Origin of the sequence: Lederbergia sp. NSJ-179 (assembly GCF_022867885.1) — a bacterium.
Classification (GTDB): Bacteria; Bacillota; Bacilli; order Bacillales; family Bacillaceae_C; genus Lederbergia.
This window is the reverse complement of record NZ_JALIFP010000003.1, coordinates 75,833-96,998: the sequence shown is the minus strand read 5'-3', so window position 1 is coordinate 96,998 and position 21,166 is coordinate 75,833. Positions and strand designations below refer to the sequence as shown.

The window sequence follows — 21,166 nt, the reverse complement described above, 5'->3', positions numbered from 1 at the left end:
CTTTGGGCTTTTTCGATAATTTTAGTCACGATCAATGGCTGGTCGTGACCGGTTTGTTACTCTGAACACCATTTCGGGCACGGCCACAGCACCAACACTCTATGTTCATTTATGAAACTTTTTGTCTATAATATAGTATAACCGATTATGTCTTTTTAGAGGGATATGCAATGAACAACATGCAACGGAAAATAATTGAATGTATGAAACGAAGATTTTCAGTTTACCTATTTGGGTCTGTAGCTAAAGGGAAGACACAGTATTGAACGCTGTCTTCCGCACATTCATGAAGAGTATAAAAGGAAAGCAATGATTGGCTTCGGGAATATTGCTGTTCGCATTACAAGCACGTTGAAAAAGGCGATTTTCCACTCATAGGTTGAATTGAAAAATCGCCTTTGTATGGATGTTTGTATCTACTAACAAATGATTTTATTTACGATTCAGCAATTGAATAAATAATCCCCCTACTACGGAGCGATTTTGAAACCCGCTCTGCTTCCCTGTAACCGTGTCATACCAATCTGTCAAAGGTACTCTACTAGAAGATTCATTTAAAAAATCCCATAGAGGCGCAATCATTTTCTCGAAGTCCTCCTTCGATTCTGCCATAGATGCACTCCAAACAAACCAATCCGCTTTCGTATACGTATTTCGATTGTCAAGCGGGGTTCCGTATTGGTTCTGTTTAGTGCGGTAAAATGAAAGTTCCTTTGCTTTTAGCTCGTCTGAAAAAAGGTGGAGACCAAAAAGATGATCCCAGACAAGATTATACTTGAGACTCCAGGTATCAGATTCACTATCAAAAGTTAGTTTCGAATGGTCTTGTACACGTGCCATACCTTCCCATTTTGAAGCCATTTCTTTCGCAGACATTAAATATTTCGTTTCCGCTACCGAGTCATTTAGCATTTTGCACATAATTGAATACGCACCAATTCCCATAATCGCTTTAATCGACAGATTGGCATTATGCGCTAAATGCCCGGCAAAATCATCTGTGCACAATTGATTCTCCGGATCAAGCCCGTTTTCCAACAGATAGTTGGCCCATTTGCTTAAAAGTCCCCAATGCGCCTTGGCAAAACTAGCATCCTCTTCATAGAGGCTGACAGCTGCAGCCATGATGAGCATATTCCCGCATTCTTCAATCGGCATTTGAAATTCTAATTTATTTTCACCGTACACTTGTCCATTTGCTTTCGGGTAAGTTCCGACATCGTGGGGAGCAAAGTCAAATTTCCAATCTGGACTTCCCGCATAGCGGAAAATTGGCCGCATCATTCCCTTCACTAATTCAGGATTATAATGTAGAAAAAGCGGAATCGACGGATAACTGACATCCACTGTCGCGATACAGCCATTACTGAAATTTTCTTTTGAAAAAAATAAAATATCTCCATTTTCATCACAAACCAATTTATGTGCGGCAATCGCTTGACGATAGGCTAATGAGAGAATATCTTGATATTTTTCCCCACCCGCATCTTTACTCTCGTTGATCAGTTGAGAATGGAATGTATCACACTTCTCTTGAATTTCATCATATTGTTCTACAGCCAAAACAAGCATGTCTGCAAACGTCATACCATTCCTGCGCCAATAGGCATCCAGAGGTTTCCCGAAATATTCAATGGAGTGAATATCATCGTATGCCAAAACCAAATAGTCCGAAGCCCAATCTTCATTTATCTCCCCGAGTCCCAACACAACGGCCATAACCGGAGGATTATCAACGAGAGACCGCGGTTGTTGTTCATCATCGCTCTCAGGCAATTGCCCCGTCTCTACAAATCTTTTTCTAGCATTATATGAATGAATCACGGTCTTAAGGTCACTTGTCCCTTTAGCTGCTAAATAAAAGTAGCCCCAATCTATTCTCGTGTCATCGCCAACCCTTTGTAAAATTGGCTGCGCCTCTGTGCCCATACGCAGGCTGACAATTTGGTCATTGATGATTTCGCGTGACCAAATCACTTCTTGGTCGGGTGTGTTCACACAACATTCACCAGATATATCAAAATATATTTTCACATCATGCGGCTTCCCATCAACCGAACGAACACGGAAAGTAACATAAGAAGCAGGTCTTGACAATAGATCCAAATCATCAAGGAGTAATGGTGTCATAAAGCTTACTTCGAGTTCAATTCCATCACCGGCAAATGTGTACGTACTTGTTAATGGATCAACTTGTAAACTTTTCTGCTCCAAACTTGGAGGCTCTTCATATGGTCTCGCCTCAACCAACTCTACTTTTCCCATAAATCTTCTTGGCTTACCATCGATTAAAATGATTCCTACCATACTATTACGCTTATTTGTCCAATGGCAAGTATGGTCATCGTATAAATGGTCTACTGCTGACCAGATGCTCAAATAAGGGTCATTCGTCACTAATGGTACGGAAGGGGGTCTTAATTTCTGAGACATTGCTTTCAGCTCCTATAAATTTTAATATGCAATTCAGCATTGGATGCCTAAATTTTTTCCTAAATATGGATTCTATGCTCAATTCAGACGGACAAAACTCTCAATCCTGCTTGGATTAGCTCATAGCAAGCGATAGCTTTAAAATAGTGCTATGAGCTTTCATTCGCCCCCTCTCTAGGCGATCAACTAAATCACCCATTGTTTATACAGATTTGGATTTCCACTTGACTTGCACCTTTGTGACAAGATCAGTGTTATGAACATAGTTTAATAACACAGTTTTTGTCGCTTCATCCCACTCCCATTTGATTGCTTCACTCCTACTTCCAGTAAAAAGTTTTGCTTCACGTGGTTTTTTCGGACAATACACACGTGCCACCGAAGCCATTTTTTCCGGGCCTTTCACCACCATCTCAAAGCCTGATGGATGCTGTGTAAGGTCCTCCACTCTTGAAGATGAAGCAATCACCACTACTTCCTCATCAAATGGATGATAGTCTAAATCATATAGAAACGCGTTATCATTCGGCTGTAAAGACATTTTCTGTCTCACCTTTAATTGCGGGTCAAATAAATCAACAAATCTTCCATCCAATTCAAGCGGTTTTGTATGTACGGATTCATCCAAAACAGCCGCCACTCGATAAGGTCCTCTTTGTAACATGAAGTAATTGTTTTCTTCCCATTTAAAAGTAGCATCAGCCATTTCCAAACTATTTTTTACCGTTTCCCTTAATAAATCTGCATCTTTTTTACTTTCAGCACATTTATTCGGAGAAATATTTAAATAACCAACGATCCCTTTTTCTACTTCATATAGACCTTGCTTCGTCTCACGAGAAAATCCTAGACTTTCAAAAAGATGTTCTCTTGGCGAATGATATTTTTGTTTCCGATTATTCCACCATTCCCTTACTTCATGGTATGGATCGCTATCATCCCCAACATAAATCAGAATGCCGCCCTCTTTTACCCATTGGGCGATGGCATTATGTAGATCAGGATATTCCGGCTTTAAAAATTCGTAACTTAAAACCAACAATCTATAATCCTTTAAGTAATTAGAAAAGCGGCGGATATTATCCAACTGAACAGGCCTTACCCAGAATCCTCTTTTTAAAAGTGGCAATGCCAGTCCATAAAAATGGGAAAAGTTTAGTAAATCCATTTCCTCTACTTTGGAAATGGCCACAGGATTTGTTCCGTCATAACGAGAGTCGGTTTCATTCCCTTCAATGGCAAAATTTTTCCTTTGATACATCGTGGAATCTGACACAAGCACACCGATTTTTTCATGTCTTCCGTCAATCCGGATATCCTCCTGATCCATATTTCCCAATGTATGCATCACTGTAAGGAGGGTCGTAGCGTAATCTTTCGGAATTCTTTCTCGCGTGGTCCCATCTTCACTGGGATAAGTCCCTTCAAAAATCCTCCTTGGCCATGGAGAAACTTCATAATGGGCGATTTCTGGGTGTAAAAGGGAAGCCACTACGGTCTTGAAATAGTTTTTTCGATAGTCTGACCAAGTATATCTAGCATTATCCTCAATCGGATCATGTAAAAACCACATTCTTCGGTCTGTCCCACTAACAAGCTCCTGCATCATTCCATATTCTAAAAAGGCGGTTTCAAATGTTCTCTCTTTACGGACTCCTTCATATACATTTTGAGTTCTCGAGGTTCCCGTCCAGATTTGTGCGATATAACCGTCCACCGCCGGTAAATCAATTAACTTTGATTCAGGACTGACAATCCGCCATTGCGTATAGTTGATGAGACTATGGGTTGGCACATAAAAGCGTAGAAAACGATTATATTTTACTAATGCATACTCCTTCAATTCACTACATAAGCGATCTAAACTGCGCGTATATAAATATGCTTTCAACTGTGAGGCCCGGTATTGGGCGTCTACCGATTGATGTGGTGGCATCCATGGCTCTTTATAATAAATTTGCCACTCCCGTTTAAATGCTTCCGAATAGCCACCATCCACCCAGAATTCAGGTTCTTCCAAATGAATGGCCTCGACACCGGCATCAACAGCCTGTTTAATCCGGGTTGTCAGAAAGTTCGTATAGGAAACCGTCGGCACCATGTATGGAACATCGACACCATGGCTAATATGGTCTCCTTTTTTATTTTTTTGGGCTTCGTCCCAATGATTCCTCCCATCAACTTCTCCATATAAATATTCTTTGTATTCTCCCCAAGCTACACCGGTCATTAAATGGACAACATACCCTTTATCTTTCCATTCTTTAATCCGCTCTGGCATAGACTCATCAATTCCGTAAACCATGACAAAGTCTGTCTGTAAATCGTAGGAAGGTTGATATGCCGCAACTTCCTGAAATCCCGTTCTTTCTTCATTACGATTTCCTTTTGTCATTTTCACCCTCCTAATTTTTAAGGGGGAGCCGCTTATCCCAATGGATCCCCCTTCGTATTTACTATGCGTTCGCTTGACGTCAGAAGAATGCGAAGCTGATGATTTTCTCTTGGTATTCAAGCCAATCTATTATTTACGTGGTAACCCATTCGCTTAACGAACAAGGTCAAAATACTGGTCTCCACGTACAACCTCAAAATGCACTCCTTGTTCGATTTCCACCTCAAAATATCAATATTCATAACCGCAATAGCGTTTTCAAACCTATTTCTAATAGAATCCCATACTGTTAGAATTGAGGCATCTGAGGATGAAAATCTCTCGAAGATCACTGCGTATGAATCCATATATAAAAATTTTAAAATCATCGTACAATTTCTATATTATTATATCCAACCATACGTTTATGTCAATAACAAAAAAATAATGGTCATTGATTTTCGTTCATTGGTGCGGGACCAGTTGACCCGTTGACAACAAGTTTTGGTGGAATAATCCTTTTTTCATAGCAGGCACCATCATTCTGATCCTCCTTCAACAATTGGAGTAATATGGTTGCTGCCTCCTTGCCGATTGTATTTTCTGATTGAAAAATATGCGTGAAGTCACCTAATTCATCATCAAAGTGAGGATTATCGAACGTGACAATCGAAATGTCATCAGGAATTTTCACGTTCAAATGTTCCGCCAATTTAGAAAGATAGAGACCAAGCTTTGCATTTAAGGTGATATAGGCAGTGGCCGCGCCATTCATTAGAAGTTGATGGAAAAGGCCGTCCTCCTCTAAGTCATGGTAATCCACTGTGAAATCAGTTAAAATAAAGGACGGATTAATCATCGCTCCTCTTTCTCTAAGAGCATTCATGTATCCTTTTATTCTGTCTTCTATCGTAATAGTGGACCTTGGTGAGTCAGCACAAATGACAATATCCCGGTGCCCCAAGTCCCATAAATGAGATACAGCCAACATTGTCCCTGTTACATTGTCAGAATTTACATAATTTGTCTCTACCCCTGGTAAATAACGATCCACTAACACAAAAGGAAAATTCCTAACTTTTAATTCCAAAATATCATCGTTATATGTTTCTGCATCAACAGGAAAGATAAGTAAACCAGCCACTCCCATTCTTAATAATTCTCTTATTGCAGTCTGTTCTGTTTTTTTAGAATTATTGCTAAGCATAATCACAATGGAATACTCCGTTTTTTGTAATTCACTTTGAATGCCATTTATTAACCTTACTGCAAAAGAATCTACAATGGTGGGCATGATAAGACCAATTAGTTTTCGCTTTGTGTCTCGACTAGCGGACCTCTCTGCCTCTTCCATTTGTAAAGATTTTTCTTCCACATTCGATTGATCACTTGAAGGAAACTTATCCATTTCCTTTACATAGCTGCCTTTTCCAGGTATTCGATAAATCCACCCTTCTTGTACCAATTCTGTTAAAGCATTCGTAACCGTAATCCGACTCACATTAAAATCCTCCATAATCTCCCGCTCCGGTGGAATTTGATCGTGAGCATTCAACTGTTTAGAAGTTATTAACTGTTTAAAGTGCTCTTTAATTTGTAAATACAACGGCTCTCTTATATGACGTGACATGATCCAAAACTCCTCTTTACTTATTCATTAGGTATTATATTAAATATATCATTATGATGTTTAAAAGTCGCGGTTATTTTTTACCTATCGCATGAAAACAGGACAACCTTAAACAGTTGTCCCCACTTTCTACTTCTCGTTCTTTTTTTGCTCCTCAAATTCATGCTCATAGGTTTCCTTCACTCGTTCGATTGATTTCCCTTCAATAAAATAGGCGATCGCTGCTTCACATAAGGCATAGGTGCCTGCAGTTGCAATAACTCCGGAAATGACACTACCAGCAACAGGGATAAATTTTACTAATTGTCTTGCCACTTGGCGTAAAACCATTCCAGTTGCAACATTCACTCCCATAGCGCCCATAAATTCGACGACAGATTTTTTCCCAAGCTTTTGTCCAGAAATTAAAGCGATGGAAGCAATCATCGTTGTTTGTAAGCCAGTAATAATCGGGAGATCAGGTCCCGGGATGGGGCTTGCCCCTATTGCTCCTGTTATACCGGCTATGCTCTTTCCCAATCTACGGGCTACTTTCTTTTGCACTGATTTTATTTTCGATAATTTCGCCAGTACCATTTGTGCTTCATTGGGCAGCTTCTCAATCAGATAATCCAACAATCGATCAATATTCCAACGAATATCATATACAATCGCGTCATGATCAAATTCCATATAGGCCGATACAGGGATGACTTTAACGGGATTGGAAACAGTCTCTCGCAATTTCGTTTCTAATACTTGTGTCGCCTCAAGAATATTTTCCTGTTTGACTGGATGATCAAATGGCGGCTTGTCCGCTGATTTTGGACTTAATTCATCCACTTGTGTGACCACCCCAATAATCGGCACATCAAATTCATGGACTTCCTGAATTGTCTTTTTTAACTCCAATAGTTGCTGTATATCTTCATCAATTCGTGAGCTCACTTCTTTTGCTTTACTCAAAAACAAAATCGCATCGGGGCATTTTTCCTTAATAGAGGCTTGTACTTCTTCTAAAGCAGTCCCTTTTGAAAAGGCTTCCTCCGGATCATCTGCTTCTCCTAAGCCCCTTGTATCTAATATTTCGAGAGCTCCAGAATCAGACTGATATCGATGCCATTTCCCAGCGCCAGTTCGTGCTTTCACATCGCCAATCTCTGCTCTTTTTTCGCCAAAAACTGCGTTAATCAGACTTGATTTACCGGCCCCTCTTCTGCCGACGATCGCAAACCGGGCAGGCCGTGCATCCAATGTAAAAGCCTTTAATGAATCCAGTTCTACTTGGATCTTCTTTTTCACTTTTCCTGGAATTTTAGCTTTCGTCAAAGCCTCATATATCGATTTTATGAGATCCTCTATTTGCCTTTTATTTTGGGAATCCTGCTGATCATTCATCTTGCAGCACCTCCGCAATCGGGATAAAGTAACGTATTTATATGAAAATTATCTCCTATAAAGCGATTTTTGTCTAATGACAGCGAAAATTGCTGATATATTCATGTGGTGAAAGAATACTGGGGTTGGTTGCTGAACTTTTACTCCGTTGCCGAGTTACGGGGGGCAGAAGTTCACTAATAGCCGTTGCGCACTCACTGATATTTTTAACGCCAAAGCAGAAGGAAGAATTTTTACAGGCATTGAGGAAGCGCTGTCCCCTTGCCATATTTTGCCAAAAATATAATTAGCCAATCCCTCTATTTGAAGGATTGGTTTTAGATGGCTTTAATCACCCAAATCAACATTATGATACACCTGCTGAACATCTTCCAAATCTTCTAATACATCCACCAATTTTTCAAACTGGGTTTGGTCTTCTTCTGGCAAGGTCACTTCATTTTGAGCAATCATCGTTAGTTCGGCGATAGAGAATTCTGTGATCCCCGCTTGTTCTAGTGCTTCTTGTACGGCATGAAATTGATCAGGCTCCGCATAGACGATCACCGTGTCTTCTTCTTCGATTATATCACGGACATCGACATCAGCTTCCATTAATATTTCTAGTACCTCATCCGCTGTTTTACCTTCGATGCCAAAAACAGCGGTTGCCTCAAACATATAGGCAACAGAACCGCTCACCCCCATATTGCCGCCATTTTTACCAAAGGCTGCTCGAACTTCAGAAGCTGTCCGGTTCACATTATTAGTAAGCGCATCGACAATGATCATCGAGCCGTTTGGACCGAAGCCTTCATAACGAAGCTCAGAGTAACTTTCATCTGAACCTCCTTTTGCTTTTTCGATCGCCCGGTCAATAATCGCCTTCGGTACATTATAGGTCTTCGCTCTTTCTAAGACGACTTTTAAAGCCTGATTCGCGTCTGGATCTGGTTCACCTTGTTTGGCTGCCACATAAATTTCGCGGCCAAATTTCGCATAAATACGACTCGTGTTTTTATCTTTTAACGCTTTTTTTTCTTTAATATTATTCCATTTACGTCCCATCCGTAACACTCTCTTTCGACTTTGGATACTTAACTATAGTATTATAACGCTAGAGCCCGCATTTTTCGAGTATTAATATTTTGCAGGTAAATCATGATTTATCACGAATATAAAAAGAAATACTGTATGATTAAAAATCATCCTAATATGTGAACAGATTTTGGTTTTTAAAGGAGGTCTTCTTTCGTGTATAAAAAGATTGTATGGTCCTTAATAGGATTTATCGTTGTGCTAGTGGGGATCTTTTTTATTCTTGTATTCACAGATTCTCCAAAATCACCAGAAGAGGCACATAAAGATAAGAAAGAAACAGAGGTTCATGCTGTAACAGCCGCTGAAGAGAATGATGTGGAGGAGGGAGCAGAAACACCCAATCCTTTTGGGCAAAAAAGTACACAAGAGGAGTTAACCGATTCGGATTATCGAAATTACATTCATAAAATGTCCCATCAAAAAGTGAAAGCAGATGAAAAATGGGGATTTTATGAAATTACTCCTGAGAGAATCGACTGGTTATTACAGGGCCTAAATCAAGTAAATTTAAAAAATGAAAGTGTCTACAGGGATATTTTAGAGAGATGGAAGGACGGAGATTTTTCCAAAGTGGACCAAGACCATAATGCGATCTGGCAATTACAAGGAGGGACAATCGGAAAAGCAACAGGCATTTTGAGCCCAGAGGAAGAGGAGGCCTTTTTACAAGAAACAGAAGAACAACAATGAACCTTTGTAGAAGGAGTAATCAATTTTATTGGTGAAATCGATTACTCCCCTTCTAACTATAGCGGAAAGGCTGCCTCCGACTGGGGGTCTGATTATTCTTTTCTAATAAAATTCTCTTTTTCTCCTATTATTTCACTCACTTGGATCTAAAATAGATTACTTTGCCATATTCCTCAATTTCCTTTTTTAACTCGTCAGGAGCATCCTCAAACTTGATTAAGTCCAGAAAAAGCAGTGTATCTAATTCTTCTTCAATCGTGAAGGTGAGTTTCGTCCACTCTTCTTTTGTCATATTAGGTGCAATAAAAGCTAAATCGATATCCGATTTTTCCTTATGATTCCCAATTGCTCTTGAACCAAAAAGAATGATTTTGTTAATGGTATTTATCTTTTTCCCTATTGTACATAACTGGTCCTTTATTCTTTGACTAATCATCAGAGGATTCATTCCCATCACCTAAGTATTTCTGCTTTAAGAACAAAAAAGTATGCAACATTTCAGGATAATAATCCATGATATTTTCGTATATATCTTTTGCTTTTTCCTCACTATACACATGGGATGTTTCATTTCTGTCACGCAACATTTGAAGCCAGATCTTTTCATCTTGGAGCCATTCTGCAACATATGCCTGTTTAAGAGCCTCTTTACGGGTTTTGGTTTCAATACCTTCATCCTCAAGCAACCATTTTAAAATAGATTTCCACATCTTCCGGGACTAATAATCGAATCTCCTTTGTACTCACCTCTTTTATATGAACGGTCTTTCCTTTATTTTCTATTGGTGTGGCGTAGCTTTCCGTCCGCATCAAAAACCTTCAATTTTGGCCAGGTTTCTGACCATTTTTTTGCAGCTATCCGTCGGTTATAGACTGCTTTTCTAATTCGCGAATAATACTTTGTTGGTCTTACTTCCATTTTCAGCACATCCCTTACGCCCCACGGAGCGGCTAACATTACATGCTCACACTTGTTCAATGTTACCGCCAACGCTGTAACAGTTTCTGGGAATTTTGCAACCCCATCTATACTTGAAGAATATGGTGGCATGTCGTTTAAGGAATGCATTCTCGCCTGGTTTTTCACCGACCAAGGGATATGGGGAGATATGGAAACAAGATGTTTTTCATATTCCTTTTCAATTCGTTCACTTGCATGGACTGAATCGAAAAAAATCACATCGATGTCTGGAAGCGGGGTGCGAACAGAGAAATCATGCAATACATCCCATATTTTGGAGCGGACAAATCCAGCGCAAATCCACCAATCAGGCAATTCTAGGGTTTGGACTGTTTTTAGTATGTTCATCATCCACTCGTCTTCCTGAATACATTGTATGATGTCTCCCTCCGTTTCTAGCATTTTTTTCTCTCCTTTCTCATTCCTCATAATAGTATCACAGGCACATTTTAATGACGATTATTTCGGAACCAATACTATCGGCGAAAAATGCCCTTTGGAAATGCAATTGATTATGTATTTTATCCATTTGAAAGATCGCATTAAAGTATTCCTTCTGAGCATATATCTAATATTTGTTATCTTTGTGCTGTATTTTACGTTTTTTCTTCTGTAATGGTATAATGAGGAAAACACGCAAGTTGGCGGTGGATAAAATGTCATTAGAAGTGAATGTGCCCCAGCGATTTTTGGATGAATTGCTTGCCTATTGTCTGATGGATAAGCGGATCGAGAAGGTTATTTTATATGGATCAAGGGCACGAGGCGATTTTAATACGACATCAGATATCGACTTAGCTATTTACACTGCCAAAAATGTATCACATACGAAGCAAAATATAATTGAAGCAAACATACAGGAGATGCCTACTCACCTAAAAATGGATATTGTATTTGTGGATCGGCTAAAAAAGGCTGAATTATTGGCTAATATTCAACGAGAGGGGGTTGTTTTATATGAGCAGCAAGGAACGGCTTTATGAGAAGCTTGAGGATTATAAGCAAGCCTGCATGAGACTTAAGGAAGCGACAGAACTGGAGATTGAATACGATATTGTTATTGATGGAGTGATTCAGCGGTTTGAGTTTACTTTTGAGCTAAGCTGGAAATTGATGAAAATGCTCTTGGAGTATTATGGAGTAACTGAATTAAGAAGTCCAAGGGCAACGATTCGTGAGGCTTTCGCAAATCGACTTATATCAGACGGAGAGCAATGGATTGATATGATGGTCGATCGAAATAAAACGTCACATTTATACGATGAAGTAGAAGCCAAATTAATTTATGACAAAATTCGAGATGTATATACGAACCGGTTAATGGAATTATGTGAGAAAGCAGAAAAAGAAATTGCTAAAATCCAATGAGAGTGGCGTTAGTTCTGCCTGGATTCATTGCAAAAGCGAGAGGTATTATTTTCCTAAATTCCTAGCCTTTACCTCCATTGAATATTAGTGCTAACATAATGGGGGATTTCAGATAAATCCTCAATTACATAATCGGTTTCAACCTTATCCCAAAAAGGATTCTTTTTCCAAATGGTTTTCATCCCTACAGCTTCGGCTCCTTTTATATCGTTAATGGGATGGTCACCTATATAAATACATTCCCTAACAGACACCCCTAAGTCGAGAGCAGCCTTTTGGAAAAGCTCAGGATTGGGCTTACTCATTCCTTCCCATTCCGAAATAAGGATGGAACTAAAATAGGGGTCGATTTTTAAAGCTTTTATATTGTCCATTTGGAATATTCCTTTTCCGTTCGTGATGATTCCAAGTGACACCACTCCTTGCAATTGTGTAAGCATTTGGATCAAATTTGGGAATCCGACGCAAGAATATTGAAACTCCTCCACGTAATCTGATAGCAAATCCTGCCAAGACATCTTTTGAATGGAGAACTCTTGGACCATTTGTTGATACACTTTGTCCTTCCATACATACCCATGACAATCCAATTCTATGAATCTTGATATATATTTTTCTTTTGGAATATGCCTTAAGTATTCGCGTAATCGTTCATATTGATACCCGATGAATTTTTGTACGGATGCATCACGATTCAGCAACGTACCATCTAAATCAAATATAACTGCTTTCACCATAAAGAAAATCCTCCCTTTCATTCCTCTTATCATTCCGAATTCTCTTTTAAAGAGCGTTTATATGTATTAGGCCGACAACAAGGAGATTGTTACTACAACTCAAACAAAAGTTCCAAAGTAGCAGTCTCCTTAAAGTCGATTGGCCAGCAAGCGAGGTAAGTTCAATCATACTGCAATTATTTATCTAAACTTGTCGAATCCAAGAAGTAGAGAGGAGTTCAGCAATTCAAGCCGGAAGTTCAGCATTTCATACCCGAAGTTCAGCAATCCACATCGAAAGATCAGCAATTCTCTCTCAAAGTTCAGCATTTCTCTCCAAAGTTCAGCAATCTACTCTCAAACTTCAGCAATTCATACCCGAGGAACCAGACATTCTACGAAAACCGAACTACTGACTTGCTATCGCCTCTTTTAAAAAGCGGGAAAATAATTGTGCCTCCTCTGTGGCCACTTTTACGATGAGAAATGTTTTGGAAATAGGCGGTTGAATATAAATGGATGGAATCTCTATTAATTTCCCAGACTCTATTTCCTCTTTTACCATCGAAATCGGCAAATAGGACACGCCAAGTCCTTCCTCGATAAAACGCTTTGTCCCTTCCACTTGATTTACTGGCATTGTTTGTACGGCTGGATAAAAACTTTTTATTCTTGGCAAAAGATCATTCCAATAATCCGGATGGTTATCGGTCATCAACCGATAGGTAGTTAAGACTATCTCCTCGTCTATGCTCCCGTTCCTGTGCATAAACGGACTCCCTACCAACATCACCCTCTCTTCATGTATCAGTTCAGTTTGGATATTTGCCTGGACCGGTTGAATTCTCGTTAATCCTAAATCGGCCCTTCCCGTGCTTATTTCCCCACCGATATCATATGACTTCATAATATTAATCATGACCTCTATGTCTGGGTGTTGCCCCATAAACGTACGGAGTATAGCTGGCAAGAAGGAAGAAGCAATTTGTGGAGCGACCGTAATGGTGAGTTTACGATGATATCCTTGTTTCCATGATTCAAATTCATCCATCCTTTGTTCAAAAATCGCCATCCATTCTCTCGCAATGGGGAGGAATTTAAGCCCTGCTGCTGTAAGGCTGACTGCCTTTCCTTCTCTTTTAAACAAAGGGATATTAAGATTTTTCTCCAACTGTCTGATATGTTTGGAAACCGCTGGTTGGGTTAAGAAAAGTTTCTCAGAGGCTTTTCTAAAGTTTTCAAATTGTGCGGCAACTAAAAAGGTTTTAAGCCATTTTATCTCCAATTCCGTTCAACCCCAATAACACTTCGTTATCAATTACTTCGATTTTTGTTTATTTCCATTATATCATTAAACAGATATACTATCATTATTCAGATTGAAACTGGAGGGATCCGATAGGTGAAAAGTTCAAATGATCAATGGAATTCAAAGCTTTATGATCAGAGTCACGCATTTGTATCAAAACTGGGACAAGGTATCGTAGAATTGTTAGCGCCAAAAGCCGGGGAACGCATTCTGGATCTTGGCTGCGGCACTGGAGACTTAGCCAACCAACTCACCGATTTGGGTGCACAGGTTGTCGGAATTGATCAATCAGAAAACATGATTCAAGAAGCAAAAGAGAAGTATCCTCATATCACCTTTCACGTAGAGGATGCAACCGCCTTACCTTATCGAAATGAATTTGATGCTGTTTTCTCTAATGCCACTCTTCATTGGATTAAGTCGCCAAAGCAGGCCCTTACCTGTATATATGATGCGCTAAAACCTGGTGGGCGCTTCGTTGCGGAATTTGGAGGAGAAAACAATGTGGAATGGATTATCAATGCCGTGCTTGATCAATTTAAAAAGCAGGGCATAGAGGATGGAGATAAGCGAATTCCTTGGTACTTCCCTAGCATCGGAGAGTACACTTCTTTAATGGAAGAGGTTGGATTTCGAGTAACCTTTGCGCAACATTTTGACCGGCCCACCCCGTTAGAAGGGTCTCATGGACTAAAAAATTGGCTAGAAATGTTTGGCAGCTCCCTTTTTAAAGGATTAACAGAAAGCCAGAAGGCACAGTTGATCTCAGGTGTTGAGGACAGCTTAAGGGAGGTCATGTTCCGAAATGGTCAATGGCTAGCCGATTATAAAAGAATACGGGTGGTTGGGATGAAAGGTTCTAAATAGAGGGGACTTTATTTCCCCTCTATTGTGATTACTTAACTATTATTATAATCCACGATCCATTGTACTGCTTCTAAAAGGTTTTCCGCTACATAATCTGGTTTTACATCTTCCCAAGTGTGACGGTAATCATGAATCGAGTTTTGTCCCCAACCTGTCAAAACTAGTATTTTACGTGCACCAACCGCATGCGCAGCAAGCATATCGGTCGACCCAACATCACCAATTACACAAGCTTTCGTGAGGTCAAGCCGATGTTTCGCAGCAGCTTCTAAAAGTAGTCCAGGCTTAGGCTTATGACACTCACATCCTGATGTGGAGCTATGCGGACAAATAAAGGCATCATCAAAACCAAACAAAGCAAATTCATCAAAAAAATCCTGTTGTGTCGCCTCTCCTCTACTAATTCGATGTTGGTTCGTTAATGCAAATATTTTGATGTTACTTTTCTTTAGAGTAGAAAGCGCCTCTAAACTAAAAGGAAAAGGAGAAAAATCCCTCGGATGAATAAAGTGACCCGTTCCGCCAATTGTACCATCACGGTCAATAAAAACAGAGGAAATCTCATCCATGCTAAACCCCCTTATCAATTTCAAGCGACTTACTCATTCTAATTCTAACATGGATTGTGATTATTTTTGTATGCGGAAACTAACAAGGCTTACGATCAGAATATCTATCTTAGGGGAAGCACATAATCTGTGTCAGAAATCAGGGTATATTTCCTAAAACGGTCAACATGAGTAATTAGTCAAAACTCCTAACATTTCACAAGAAAATGAAAAATAGGAATGTTTTTTCCTTGCATCCTCAAACCGGTAAGATTTATGATATTACTATTGAAAATTACTTAAACGGGTATGATAGAAGTGATTCAATGAGCTTTAAGAGATCAGGACATTTTTTATCCAAAATTTGCCCAAAACCAAAATATTTTGCATACTGAATTATATATGGAGTGAGGAAAATGCACGATCATGATCAATCATCACACTCTCATCGTGGTTGGTTAAAACGTAGTTCGAATATAAGCTTGGAAGAAGTGAATAATTCTGTTCGTATACCGGAAAACGCTGGTTTTTGGAGAAAGTTTTTTGCTTTTGCGGGACCTGGATCCCTTGTGGCTGTGGGATATGTAGACCCAGGTAACTGGGCAACCTCGATAGCAGGTGGTGCTCGATTCGGTTATACATTACTGTCAATTATTCTCATTTCTAATTTAATGGCCATTCTCTTACAAACATTGTCCGCCAAACTCGGGATTGTGACAGGCAGAGATTTAGCCCAAGCAACACGAGATGCAACAGGTAAAAAGCTTTCGTTTGTTCTCTGGATTCTAACCGAACTTGCTATTATCGCGACGGATTTAGCTGAGGTTATTGGGTCAGCCATTGCTTTGAATTTGCTTTTTGGTATCCCGTTGCTCGCTGGTATTTTAATTACAACGTTAGATGTCTTATTACTATTATTATTACAAAAAAAGGGATTTCGGATTATTGAATCGATTGTTATTGTCTTAATGGTGACGATATTTGGTGTTTTTATATTTGAAGTAATTGCTTCTAAACCGGAGATTGCTGAACTGCTTCAAGGCTATATACCTGACCCGGAGATTGTCGTCAATCCAGAAATGTTGTTTATTTCCTTAGGAATTTTAGGAGCGACTGTGATGCCTCATAATCTGTATCTGCATTCATCAATTGTCCAAACACGGCAATATAAACGAACAGTAGCTGGCCAAAAAGAGGCGATTAAATTTTCTGTTTTAGATTCCACCTTTTCTTTATCAATGGCCTTCCTCATTAATTCAGCTATCTTGATTCTAGGGGCAGCCGCCTTCCATGGAAAAGGTATTCAAGTATCGGAAATTGAAGAGGCATATCGACTATTAAGTCCTACGGTTGGTGTAGGAATTGCAAGCACTTTATTCGCTGTAGCCCTTTTGGCCTCCGGGCAAAACTCAACAATCACTGGAACCTTATCAGGACAAATCGTGATGGAGGGCTTTATTCATTTAAGAATCTCACCTTGGCTTCGCAGAATCATCACACGATTAATTGCTGTTGTCCCAGCTTTTGTTGTGACATGGATCGCCGGTTCAAGAGGAACGGCCGACCTTTTGCTTTGGAGTCAGGTTATTCTTAGTCTCCAGCTCCCTTTTGCAGTTGTGCCCCTCGTTGTTTTTACAAACAGCAAAGAGAAGATGGGCGAATTTGCCAATAAGACTTGGATCAAAATCCTCGCCTGGATCTGTACAGCGGTCATCATTGTTTTAAATGTATTTTTGATTCTTTATATCCTTGTCACAGGACAGGAATTAGGATAGCCCATGAGCTATCCTTTTTTCATCCGAACCTTCTGTTAGATAGGCGCAGGTTTTTCCGTACCTTCTGGTTGCACAAGGGAATGATTTTCCCAAGCCCGACTCCGCCAACGGAAGAAAAAGATAATGGCTCGAATCCATTCATCCGCGGCAATCGCTAGCCATATGCCCGCAAGCCCCATGTTTAAATGAAACACGAAGAAAAACCCGAGCGGCAAGCTCATCATCACCATTGAAAAAGCACCAATATAGAGTGGATATTTCGCATCGCCTGCTGCACGCAAGGAGTTCACAAGCACAATATTCATGGAGCGTCCTGTTTCAAGTACAATACTAAGTAATAACACAGATGCGCCCAATTCAATAATATGAGGATTATCCGTAAAAATACTCATCAAGTGTTTACGAAAAATGACCACCATCAGCACCATTCCCACTGTTACACCTACCGACCATTTCACACTGCTCCATACACGAGTATAGGCCAGTTCCTTTTCACTTGCCCCGACTAAACGGCCGACAATAATTGCTGTACCCATCCCAATTGCAATCGCAAATAGATAGGTGAACATCGATATATTCATCGCATATTGCCGGGCTGCTAATGATTCTGCTCCAAGGAATGTTGCGTAGTATAAAAACATCAGCTGGCAGCCTTGATACATCACTTGTTCGAACGCTGAGGGAACCCCAATCTTTAAAATCTTCCTAATATACTCTTTTGATAATGTGATGTAATAACGAATTTTAATCCGTACGTCCAACGCTTGATACAAGAGCCAAAAGAAAACAATAAGGGCAAGTAAACGACTAATAACAGACGAAATCGCGGCTCCTTGTACTCCTAATTCAGGGAAACCAAATTTTCCAAATATCAATACATAGTTCCCGACAATATGGACAATATTCATTCCTAAAGAAACAAGCATGGCTTGCTTTGTCCATCCATCTACACGAACAATCGCGGCTAATGAATTAATAATCGCTTGAAGGAAAATCGCTCCTCCAACAATGCCTAAATAATGAGTGGCATAGTAAAGAACATCCCCTTGCAAATTCATTGTTGTCATCATACTTTTTGAAAAAATAAGAAAACCTACACTAATGGCTACTCCGACAAGCAAATTAAGCGTGACAGCCAATGCTGAAATTTTGGCTGCTTCTTTATATCTTTTCGAACCGAGATACTGGGAAACGACAATCGCCGCCCCATTCCCGACGACTTCAAGTATTAAAATGGCGATTTGCAAATATTGGTTGGCAGCTCCCACACCGGAAACCGCATCATCTGATAACGAACTGAGCATTAATGTATCGGCAATCCCCATAAACATAAATAAAAAGACTTCCAAAAAAATGGGCCAAGTGAGATGAAATAAATGAAGTTGTGTTCCATTCGTATGTTTTGCCTTCAAGTCATCCGCCCTCCTTTTTCATAATCAAACAAAAGGTATCTTACCATCAAAAGGAGCGGTTGACTAGAGGGATTTCCTTCTTTTTATTAAAAGTTTTTTATACAGCGCTTTTTCGGTTTGACATAATCTTTTTTTGATTGACATTTGCAATGATTGGTCTCTCTTTAGTTGCAAGTATCCCTATTGTTTCCTTAATCGGGCTATTTGTACAAATGCCTCAATAACAACAAAGGCGCAAGTTTATGAAAAGATGATGCTGCGGGACTTTATTCGTCGTTGAGACGGATTTATTCGCCGTCACCTGTTTTTATTCGTCATCAGGCTACTTTTACTCGTCATGCTCAGTCTTTTATTCGTCATCATGCCTCTTTTATACGCCGTTAAAGGCTTTTTGGCTCAGATTATTTCGTGGAGCATCAGCTAAGTCTCCATGTCCACATGTCTTCGCCGGTGCGCCTGGAGCTGGACGCCAATCCATTCCTGTTAGAATTTATCCACAGGCTAGGATTTTTAGTTTCCTGGTGTATAAAAAGGCAGGGGAATAACTGAACTGCCCCCATGTTCGGTACAGCTTAACAATTGGGAATGCCATTCAGCAGATTCTCCTGCTCTTTTGTTATTTTAAATTTCCTATAAGATAGCTTTTAGGCCTCTGCTATGGGGATATCACTATATTTTATACTTCCTTTGAATGAGTACTAGCTTCCTTGCTATTTATCTTCCACTTGCAACTATTTCTCCATCCTTTATTTCAATGATGCGATTACATTGATTTGCTACTTCTGTATTATGTGTAACAATAATAATTGTGTTTCCTTGTTGATTTAATCTTTTAAAAACCTGCATAATTTCTTCAGTTGTACTTGAGTCGAGTGCTCCTGTTGGTTCATCTGCCAAAATAAATGCCGGATCATTCACTATTGCACGAGCAATTGCTACTCTTTGTTGCTGTCCCCCAGAAAGCTGCAACGGTCGTTTATTGATGTGTTCTCCTAGGCCTACAGATATTAAAGCCTCTTTGCTTCTATGTAATGCCTCTTTACGATCTACTTTTTTCTTACTATGCAAATTATAAAATTGCAGATTTATCTTAACATTCTCTAATGCAGATAACTCATTAATTAAGTTAAAGTTTTGGAATACAAACCCAATGTTCTTATTTCTGGTGAAAGCCCTCTCCTTATCTTTTAATAAATTCGTATCTTTCTCTTCCAAGTAATATGTACCGGAAGTTGGTCGATCTAGTAGTCCCAGAATATTAAGTAGTGTAGATTTACCCGAGCCAGATGGCCCCATAATGGCAATCATTTCTCCATTATTAATGTGTAGGGATATGTCTTTTAAGACATTTTTTCTTTCCCCTACTTCAAAATATTTATTAATTCCATTTAGCTCAATATAATTCATCTATCTATTCACTCCTATAATCATCTCAATTGGTTCTATCTTCTTTAGCTTTATAAAAGGCATGATTGTAGATAGCATAATACAAATAATCATAATCACGAATGCAATAGCAATAACAGATAAATTCATAGTGAGTGCTTCATTCACCAAAAGGGTTGCAAAAAGAATTTTACAAATAACTGTAGCTATAATGAAAGAAATCCCAAAAACAGCGATTATTTCTCCGTATACCAATCGAATCATATTGGTCTTTGTAAATCCTAATGAATAATAAATGCCAAACTCTTTGTATCTTGTCGTTATACTAGCTAAAATAGCACCGATACATCCCAACAAGGATAATAACAAAAGAATTGCGGCCAAAGTTATTGTACCTATGATAAATACTTTTTGGGCTTTATTATAGGAGTCTATTTCATCTCGTAATGTAGTATATTGTAAATCCAGATCGTGATCCTCAAACAGCAATTGAATTTGTTCCAAATTCGCTTCTCTTGTATTGTGTTCTGGCAATTGAAACAATGAGTTAAACGCAAATGTGATAGCTTTTTCAAAATCCTTAAATTGAGGAGCTAATATAAACTCTTTATTGGCCATAATGTTTTCACTAATATAAGTTGAACCCCCTGGCCAAAAATGTACGGATGATGCCAAAATTCCAACAACCCTAATCGTTATCTTTTCATACTCGTCTGTATGCCCATTCATATAATATAGTTGATAAGTCTTTCCTAGTCTATATTGATCTTTCATTGCGGCACTTACAACAACAGGTATATTATTAAGAGAATGTATATCGGTTTCTAATGGTTTTGTCGTTCCTTCCTGCAAAGTTAAGTTTGACATCTCAATACTATCGTTATTTAGAATATATAAACGTGATTCATTCTTTGTCTCTTGTGTACTATCATAAACATACATAGTCTCAAACAAACCTAGATTTTCAACTAAATTCTTTTCCTTTAGTTTTTTAAAAATATTGTTGTATTCATTAAACATGTTTATATTTTTTTCTAATAGACTGTCATCCTCATTAATATAAGCATGAACCGTATCTAATGGAGCTAACTCTTCAATACTCTTTTTATATTGCAACAAATTAAAAATACAACTTAATCCAAATAATAATGCAGCAAAACCTATTGTAAACTGTACCATCAACAATAAAAACTTACTTTTCTTATTGATCATTGATTGGCAAATAAGTCTTATCATATAT

At 39.0% G+C, this 21,166-nt stretch carries 19 protein-coding genes; 5 read left to right on the top strand and 14 right to left on the bottom strand.

Translation table 11 applies throughout. The features are described 5' to 3' along the window. Positions 1-432: 432 nt before the first annotated feature. The 5 genes from MUB24_RS03750 to MUB24_RS03730 all read right to left on the bottom strand — a co-directional run bounded on the left by MUB24_RS03750 (position 433) and on the right by MUB24_RS03730 (position 8,861). Positions 433-2,433: a glutaminase family protein gene (locus MUB24_RS03750; protein WP_244701432.1), complete on the bottom strand. Its 2,001-nt coding sequence runs from the start codon at positions 2,431-2,433 to the stop codon at positions 433-435. A 202-nt stretch (positions 2,434-2,635) separates the two neighbouring features. Then, positions 2,636-4,828, bottom strand: a complete 2,193-nt coding sequence (locus MUB24_RS03745) for a hypothetical protein (RefSeq protein WP_244701429.1) — start codon at positions 4,826-4,828, stop codon at positions 2,636-2,638. Between the two features lie 430 nt (positions 4,829-5,258). Next, a complete protein-coding gene (locus tag MUB24_RS03740) occupies positions 5,259-6,437 on the bottom strand; it encodes a GntR family transcriptional regulator (RefSeq protein WP_244701426.1) in 1,179 nt (392 codons plus the stop codon). Between the two features lie 129 nt (positions 6,438-6,566). Beyond that, positions 6,567-7,814 carry a GTPase gene (locus MUB24_RS03735; protein ID WP_244701423.1) on the bottom strand — a complete coding sequence of 416 codons (1,248 nt, stop codon included), beginning with the start codon at positions 7,812-7,814 and terminating at the stop codon, positions 6,567-6,569. A gap of 327 nt (positions 7,815-8,141) precedes the next feature. Continuing rightward, positions 8,142-8,861, bottom strand: coding sequence for a YebC/PmpR family DNA-binding transcriptional regulator (locus MUB24_RS03730; RefSeq protein ID WP_244701421.1), 720 nt, complete (start codon positions 8,859-8,861; stop codon positions 8,142-8,144). A 186-nt stretch (positions 8,862-9,047) separates the two neighbouring features. Here MUB24_RS03730 and MUB24_RS23425 point away from each other — a divergent pair, with 186 nt between their 5' ends. Further along, positions 9,048-9,584 carry a DUF6241 domain-containing protein gene (locus MUB24_RS23425; RefSeq protein WP_244701419.1) on the top strand — a complete coding sequence of 179 codons (537 nt, stop codon included), beginning with the start codon at positions 9,048-9,050 and terminating at the stop codon, positions 9,582-9,584. 136 nt (positions 9,585-9,720) lie between these two features. Here MUB24_RS23425 and MUB24_RS03720 read toward each other — a convergent pair whose 3' ends face one another. From MUB24_RS03720 to MUB24_RS03710, 3 genes are all read right to left on the bottom strand, one after another. Further along, entirely contained in the window at positions 9,721-10,032 is a 312-nt protein-coding gene (locus MUB24_RS03720) for a nucleotidyltransferase family protein (RefSeq protein ID WP_244701416.1), read from the bottom strand. Beyond that, a complete protein-coding gene (locus tag MUB24_RS03715) occupies positions 10,013-10,294 on the bottom strand; it encodes an HI0074 family nucleotidyltransferase substrate-binding subunit (protein WP_244701413.1) in 282 nt (93 codons plus the stop codon). Before MUB24_RS03715 ends, MUB24_RS03720 begins: the two co-directional genes overlap by 20 nt. Positions 10,295-10,356: 62 nt before the next feature. Further along, on the bottom strand, positions 10,357-10,947 hold the full coding sequence (locus MUB24_RS03710; protein ID WP_244701410.1) for a nucleotidyltransferase family protein: 591 nt from the start codon (positions 10,945-10,947) through the stop codon (positions 10,357-10,359). A gap of 254 nt (positions 10,948-11,201) precedes the next feature. On the opposite strand from MUB24_RS03710, the gene MUB24_RS03705 reads away from it, so the two are divergent. Continuing rightward, positions 11,202-11,528 carry a nucleotidyltransferase domain-containing protein gene (locus MUB24_RS03705; RefSeq protein ID WP_244701408.1) on the top strand — a complete coding sequence of 109 codons (327 nt, stop codon included), beginning with the start codon at positions 11,202-11,204 and terminating at the stop codon, positions 11,526-11,528. Then, a complete protein-coding gene (locus MUB24_RS03700) occupies positions 11,503-11,913 on the top strand; it encodes a nucleotidyltransferase substrate binding protein (RefSeq protein WP_244701405.1) in 411 nt (136 codons plus the stop codon). Before MUB24_RS03705 ends, MUB24_RS03700 begins: the two co-directional genes overlap by 26 nt. Positions 11,914-11,981: 68 nt before the next feature. Here MUB24_RS03700 and MUB24_RS03695 read toward each other — a convergent pair whose 3' ends face one another. Next, entirely contained in the window at positions 11,982-12,650 is a 669-nt protein-coding gene (locus MUB24_RS03695) for an HAD family hydrolase (RefSeq protein ID WP_244701402.1), read from the bottom strand. A 388-nt stretch (positions 12,651-13,038) separates the two neighbouring features. Further along, a complete protein-coding gene (locus MUB24_RS03690; protein ID WP_244701400.1) occupies positions 13,039-13,914 on the bottom strand; it encodes a LysR family transcriptional regulator in 876 nt (291 codons plus the stop codon). Positions 13,915-14,031: 117 nt separating this feature from the next. Here MUB24_RS03690 and MUB24_RS03685 point away from each other — a divergent pair, with 117 nt between their 5' ends. Beyond that, the gene (locus tag MUB24_RS03685; RefSeq protein ID WP_244701398.1) at positions 14,032-14,805 is read left to right on the top strand and encodes a class I SAM-dependent methyltransferase; all 774 of its coding nucleotides are present in this window, start codon (positions 14,032-14,034) and stop codon (positions 14,803-14,805) included. 32 nt (positions 14,806-14,837) lie between these two features. Here MUB24_RS03685 and MUB24_RS03680 read toward each other — a convergent pair whose 3' ends face one another. Continuing rightward, a complete protein-coding gene (locus MUB24_RS03680; RefSeq protein WP_244701396.1) occupies positions 14,838-15,374 on the bottom strand; it encodes an HAD-IIIA family hydrolase in 537 nt (178 codons plus the stop codon). Between the two features lie 395 nt (positions 15,375-15,769). Between MUB24_RS03680 and MUB24_RS03675 the strand changes: the two genes are divergently transcribed. Then, positions 15,770-17,128 (top strand): Nramp family divalent metal transporter, encoded by a 1,359-nt coding sequence (locus tag MUB24_RS03675; protein WP_244701394.1) that lies wholly within the window; start codon positions 15,770-15,772, stop codon positions 17,126-17,128. Between the two features lie 35 nt (positions 17,129-17,163). Here MUB24_RS03675 and MUB24_RS03670 read toward each other — a convergent pair whose 3' ends face one another. From MUB24_RS03670 to MUB24_RS03660, 3 genes are all read right to left on the bottom strand, one after another. Then, positions 17,164-18,540: an MATE family efflux transporter gene (locus MUB24_RS03670; RefSeq protein WP_244701392.1), complete on the bottom strand. Its 1,377-nt coding sequence runs from the start codon at positions 18,538-18,540 to the stop codon at positions 17,164-17,166. A gap of 714 nt (positions 18,541-19,254) precedes the next feature. After that, positions 19,255-19,947: an ABC transporter ATP-binding protein gene (locus MUB24_RS03665; protein WP_244701390.1), complete on the bottom strand. Its 693-nt coding sequence runs from the start codon at positions 19,945-19,947 to the stop codon at positions 19,255-19,257. Further along, the gene (locus tag MUB24_RS03660) at positions 19,948-21,162 is read right to left on the bottom strand and encodes an ABC transporter permease (protein WP_244701386.1); all 1,215 of its coding nucleotides are present in this window, start codon (positions 21,160-21,162) and stop codon (positions 19,948-19,950) included. It abuts the gene before it with no gap. Between the last annotated feature and the right edge of the window lie 4 nt (positions 21,163-21,166).